Below are 5,434 nucleotides of genomic sequence, written 5' to 3'. Positions count from 1 at the left end.
CCTACCGGGGAAGCTTCGCTCCCCCCGCAATCCCCTGCGGGCGGAGCAGAATCACCGCCACGATCACCAGCCCGAACATGATCGCCTCCAGCCCGGCCGGACGAACGATCGCGGGCATCTTCCTGGGCGTGGTCGAGGCCTTGGCCGGGCTTTATCTGCCCGAGGGCAGCAAGGATGTCGTGCCCTATGTGTTGCTGATGCTGGCGTTGCTGCTGTTTCCGGCCGGCATGGGCGCAGGTTTGCGCTGGAGCCGACGATGATGGCGGGCCAGCGTCGTGTCGTCATCTCCGCTTTGGTGCTCGCCTGGGTGGGCTGGGCGGCGGTTGTCTGGCTGGGTGTGGATTTCGCGCTGAGCCAGCTGGTGCTGGTATGCACCTACGCGATTGCTGGCCTCGGGGTGGTGCTCATCGTCGGCCAGAGCGGGCAGATCTCGCTCGGCCAGGGCGCGCTGCTGGCTCTGGGCGCCTACGCGCAGGCGTTGCTCACCGCGCGTGGGGTGCCGGCGCCGCTCGCCCTGGTGATCGCGATAGGGCTAGGTGCTGCGGGTGGCTGGATTGCGAGTCTCCCCGCAAGGCGCCTCGGCGGACTCTACTTTGCAATGAGTACGCTCGCGTTCGCGCTCATCGTCGAGGAGGGCCTGGTGCGCTGGGAGGGCCTGACCCGGGGCAATGCCGGCATGCTGGTGCCGGATTTCGCGCTCGGTGGCTGGGCTGCGGTGTCGCCGGCGAGCCAGGCGCTGGTGGCGGTCACCGCGCTGGCGTTGGCCTGGTGGTGTTGCCATCGTTGGGTGCGGAGCCATCACGGACTTGCCTGGCGTAGCGTGCGTGACGACGAAGTTGCCGCGGCGGCCTGTGGGGTGGATGTGGGGCGCAGCAAGGCCCGGGCCTTCGTGGTCGGCGGTGGCTTGTCCGGACTGGCGGGCGGGCTGTACGCGCACTTCATCGGTTTCATCAGCCCTGAACAGTTCGGCCTGTTCCTGTCCTTCGAGCTGTTGATGCTGGCCTTCATCGGCGGTTCGCGGCATCTGGCTGGCGCCTTCTGGGGTGCGCTGGTCATTGTCGCCATCCCGCAGTTCAATGCCTTGCTGCGCGACCTGCTGCCCGCCGCGATCGTTCGTCCGGCCGGGCTGGAGGCGATCATGTTCGGGCTGGTGATCGTGGCGGTGATTCTGCTCCGCCCGCAGGGGATTGCGGGGGGAGCGAAGCTTCCCCGGTAGGGACAAAGCCCGGACCAGGCGTACTCGCGGTTACATGTGATTGCATTTGTTCGGTTTCGCGAGTCGGCCGCCCCCAGCGCCCCGTTCAGAAAAATCCGCTCCAAAGAACGGCGTCGTCTAGCTGAATTGGCCTGCAACGCGAGCGAATTCGCGTCATGTGTCGACGTGCTCCATCGCCGGCGTCGACTCCGTGATGGCACGGGAAGGGTCGCAAGAAGCTGATACAGCACGCCGGGTGAGTGCGATGGGATCATCTCCGAGTTGGATCTTGTTGGCGCGGTGCAGTCGTGGCCGGCCTGCACGTATCCGTCATCGGGAGCGACTCGTGGATATTGGTATCGAAGGTTGGTTCATACTCATCGGCTTCACAATGCTGTGTATTGGATTTCTGGCGCCCAGCATGCGGCGCGTGCCGCTGACGCCGGCGATCGTCTATCTGGCGGTGGGGGTCATCCTCGGCCCAACATTACTATCTGTCTTCCATTTCAATCCGCTGCGCCAGTCGGAGTTGCTCGAACTGCTGACGGAGCTGGCGGTTCTGGTCGCGCTGTTTGCCGCTGGCATCAAGATGCCGGCTCCAGTGAGCTGGAAGCGGTGGCGGACGCCATTCCTGCTGGCCTTTCTTTCAATGGCCGTCACCGTAGCCCTGATTGCGGCTTTCGGTTACTGGTTCCTTGGGCTGCCACTGGGACTCGCTGTCTTGCTTGGTGCGATTCTGGCACCGACCGATCCGGTGTTGGCGAGTGACATACAGGTTCGATACACGGACGACCGCGACCGACTGCGCTTCAATCTGACCTGCGAAGCCGGCATGAATGACGGCACAGCATTTCCGTTCGCGATGCTCGGCCTTGGATTGCTCGGCTTGCACGAGCTTGGACCGGGTGGAAGCCGCTGGCTGCTGGTCGATGTCGCCTGGGCCGGAGTGGGCGGTGTGCTGATCGGCGTTGCCGCAGGTGTCGTGTTCGCATGGGCCTTGCACTTTCTACGTCGCGGCAGACCGGACGCCACCGGATATGAAGACTTCCTCGGGCTCGGCATGATTGGCGTCGTTTTCGGCCTCTGTCTCTGGGTCGATGCAGGTGGATTTCTCGCCGTCTTCTTCGCGGCGGTGGCGCTTCGCCAGACCGAGATGCGCCTGGCGGGCCAGCACTCGCTCGAGCAGGAAGAGCCGGTGACTCAGCTTGTGCCGCAGGTCGGTGTCGGCGCGCTGGTCTACAAAGAGCATCTGGAGCGCCTGTCCGAACTCGTGCTCGTGATCCTGCTCGGTGGAATGTTGTTCGTCGATTCCTGGAGCTGGCGTGCGGTTGCGCTTGCCCTGTTCGTTTTCTTCGTGGCCAGACCGGTGAGCGTGTTCGTCGGTCTCGGCATGACCCGCACGCCGATGCGTATGCGCGCCATGGTGGGCTGGTTCGGGGTGCGCGGCATTGGCTCGCTGTTCTACCTCATGTTCGCCATCAATCAGGGTCTCGATCAGGAAATGGCCCTCGAGTTGCTGCATCTCACGCTGGTTGTGGTGACGCTGTCGATCGTGCTGCATGGACTCAGCGCGAAACCGTTGATGATGCGATTCTGGCGTAGATCCGCCCAGGCCGCGATCGATGACCCGGGGCGTGATCGTCCGGCGACCGCATCGGTGGGCTGACTGCGTCCGTACCGGGCTTGCAGCGATGAAAATCAGGGCTGCCCCGATGGGCAGCCCTTCTGGCACCGCCGATAATCGTCCGCTTTGCAAACCAACCACGACAGAGCATGAAATCGCTAAGCCAGTTCTTCGCAGTCGCCTTGTTGGCAGCCTCCGCCTCCGCACTAGCTGATGCGCCCGGGGTATCGCACGATCGCATCCGGGTCGCAAGCATTCAGGATTTGTCCGGCCCGATTGCGATGCTCGGCACGCCGGTGCGCGATGCGATGCAGATGCGTTTCGACGAGGTCAATGCTGCCGGAGGCGTGCACGGCAGAACCATAGAGCTGCTCATCGAGGATGCTGCCTACGATCCCAAGCGCGCGGTGCTCGCGGCACGCAAGCTGGTGCAGCGCGATCAGGCCTTCGCGTTCCTCGCCAACATGGGGACACCGGTCGTGATGGCGACCATGCCGATGATTGTCGAGGCCGGGCGGCCGCATCTCTTCCCCTTCGCGCCGCACGAGTTGACCTACACCCCGCAGCATCCGATGAAGTTTCAGATCTTCGCGCCCTATCAGGATTACATGGACGCGGCCGTGCGCTACATGGTGACCGAGCGCGGCTACGAGCGCACATGCCTGCTCTATCAGGACGACGACTATGGGCTGGAGGTGATGCGCGGCGTGGATGCCGGGCTCGGGAAGCTGGGCACAGAACTGGTTGCGCGAACTAGCTACAAGCGCGGTGCGACCGACTTCTCCAGCCAGGTCGCGCGGCTGCGGGCGGCCGAATGCGACCTCGTGGTGCTTGCCACGGTGGTGCGTGAGACGGTGGCGACCATGATGGAGGCGCGCAAGATCGGCTGGGACGTCGACATGCTGGTGACCGCATCCGGCTATTCGGCTCAGACTCACGAGCTGGGCGGGGCGGCGGTCGAAGGCTTGTACGGTGTCACCGTGATGCCGCATCCTTACGCCGAAGGCGCCTCGCCGGAGCTGGCCGACTGGATCGATCGTTATCGCACGCGCTTCGGGGTCGCGCCCAATGTGTGGAGTGTCATGGGTTACGTCATCGCGGACCTCTTTGTGCAGGGCGCTGAGCTGGCCGGGCCGGAACTGACGGTGCAGAGCTTCGTCACGGCAATGGCGACGCTGAACACCGAGGGAGACATCTTCGGCGGTCCGGCGTATCGTTTCACTGCCGATGACCACCTCGGCAATCGCAGCGGCCGGCTGGCGCAGATTCGTGACGGCCGATGGCAGATTCTCACCGACTACCTGGAATGACTTTCTCATCGTGACTCGCACCCCGCCTCGCACCGTTGCCGTTGCCTTCACCGGCGCCTCCGGCATGCCTTACGGCATCCGTCTGGTTGAATGCCTCCTCGGTGCGGGATGCGAAGTGTGGTTGCTGTATTCCCAAGTCGCGCAAATCGTCGCCCGGCAGGAGATGGATCTCGAGCTGCCGTCGCGCCCAGCCGAGGTGCAGCGGGCGTTGTCCGAACGTTTTGGCGCCGCACCCGACCAGTTGCGGGTATTTGGCCGCGAAGAATGGTTCGCGCCGCTGGCCTCGGGCTCGAACCCGGCCGATGCCATGGTCGTGTGTCCGTGCACCATGGGCACGCTGGCGTCGATTGCGGCCGGTCTGTCGCAAAATCTCATAGAACGTGCCGCCGACGTGGCGATCAAGGAAGGGCGCAAGCTGGTGCTGGTGCCGCGCGAGACGCCGTTCTCGCCGATTCACCTCGAGAACATGCTCAAGCTGGCGCGGCTCGGTGTGGTCATTCTGCCGCCGAGCCCCGGTTTCTACACCCACCCGCAGACCGTCGAGGACATGGTCGATTTCGTCGTCGCCCGCGTGCTCGACCAGATCGGCGTGCCGAATGATTTGATGCGCCGCTGGGGCGAAGGAGACGAGCGATGAGGGAATCGTCGCCGAGGGCAGACCAGCCGTGTCGCATACCGATCTTTCCGCTGCGCACCGTGCTGTTTCCGGGTGGTGTGTTGCCGCTGCGGGTGTTCGAAGCACGCTACATGGACATGACCGCGCGTTGCATGCGCGAGAGTGGTGTTTTCGGCGTCTGCCTGATCGCGGAGGGTAGCGAGGTCGGGCAGCCGGCTGTGCCTCACGCAATCGGCACCAGTGCGCGCATCATCACCTGGGACATGGTGCAACCTGGCCTGCTGCAGCTGGTCACGCATGGCGAGCAACGCTTTCGCATCCTCTCGGCCGAGGCAGGGTCCGACGGACTTCTGTCGGCCGACGTCGAGTGGTTGCCCGCCGAGCCTGCCGAATCCTTGCCCGAGGGAAGCAATCCTCTCGTTGCCTTGCTGCAGGTCATCATCCAGGACTCGGGTGAGCTCCATTTCCCGCCGCCTCACCGTTTCGACGACGCCGAGTGGGTGGGCATGCGTTTGTCGAGCGTGTTGCCGATGCCTGACGAGATCCGCCAGCAGCTGCTTGAGTTGGAGGATCCGCTGACGCGCATCGCCGTGCTTCGGACTTTCCTCACCAGCCAGGGGCTTACCGCCGGTTGAGCCGGCCGAGAATCTTTCGCACCGGCGTCGGCAGACCTGCCTCCTCGAGTGTGT

The 5,434-nt window shown here is 64.3% G+C and carries 5 protein-coding genes and 1 pseudogene; all 6 read left to right on the top strand.

The annotated features are described in order from the left end of the window. Nucleotides 1–260, top strand: a pseudogene (locus GPA21_RS21085) (hypothetical protein); the annotation flags it as partial. Then, nucleotides 257–1,216, top strand: coding sequence for a branched-chain amino acid ABC transporter permease (locus tag GPA21_RS19065; protein ID WP_168989663.1), 960 nt, complete (start codon nucleotides 257–259; stop codon nucleotides 1,214–1,216). The pseudogene GPA21_RS21085 and the gene GPA21_RS19065, both read left to right, overlap by 4 nt. Before the next feature lie 325 nt (nucleotides 1,217–1,541). Then, complete coding sequence (locus GPA21_RS19060) at nucleotides 1,542–2,861, top strand: cation:proton antiporter (protein WP_339379822.1); 1,320 nt, start codon at nucleotides 1,542–1,544, stop codon at nucleotides 2,859–2,861. Between the two features lie 107 nt (nucleotides 2,862–2,968). After that, the gene (locus GPA21_RS19055) at nucleotides 2,969–4,129 is read left to right on the top strand and encodes an ABC transporter substrate-binding protein (RefSeq protein ID WP_168989661.1); all 1,161 of its coding nucleotides are present in this window, start codon (nucleotides 2,969–2,971) and stop codon (nucleotides 4,127–4,129) included. A gap of 10 nt (nucleotides 4,130–4,139) precedes the next feature. Beyond that, a complete protein-coding gene (locus GPA21_RS19050) occupies nucleotides 4,140–4,766 on the top strand; it encodes a UbiX family flavin prenyltransferase (RefSeq protein ID WP_168989660.1) in 627 nt (208 codons plus the stop codon). After that, nucleotides 4,763–5,380: an LON peptidase substrate-binding domain-containing protein gene (locus GPA21_RS19045; RefSeq protein ID WP_168989659.1), complete on the top strand. Its 618-nt coding sequence runs from the start codon at nucleotides 4,763–4,765 to the stop codon at nucleotides 5,378–5,380. The genes GPA21_RS19050 and GPA21_RS19045 overlap by 4 nt, the downstream gene beginning before the upstream one ends. Nucleotides 5,381–5,434: the final 54 nt, after the last annotated feature.

Origin of the sequence: Azoarcus taiwanensis, assembly GCF_012910885.1 — a bacterium.
GTDB classification, from domain to species: Bacteria; Pseudomonadota; Gammaproteobacteria; order Burkholderiales; family Rhodocyclaceae; genus Azoarcus_F; species Azoarcus_F taiwanensis.
Note: the sequence above shows the minus strand (reverse complement) of the source record. Positions and strands in the feature narration are given on the sequence as shown.

What these genes read in the sequence shown, in the direction of transcription:
- GPA21_RS19045 (WP_168989659.1), top strand. Translation starts at nt 4,763, where the DNA reads ATGAGGGAATCGTCGCCGAGGGCAGACCAGCCGTGTCGCATACCGATC.
- GPA21_RS19055 (WP_168989661.1), top strand. Translation starts at nt 2,969, where the DNA reads ATGAAATCGCTAAGCCAGTTCTTCGCAGTCGCCTTGTTGGCAGCCTCC.
- GPA21_RS19065 (WP_168989663.1), top strand. Translation starts at nt 257, where the DNA reads ATGATGGCGGGCCAGCGTCGTGTCGTCATCTCCGCTTTGGTGCTCGCC.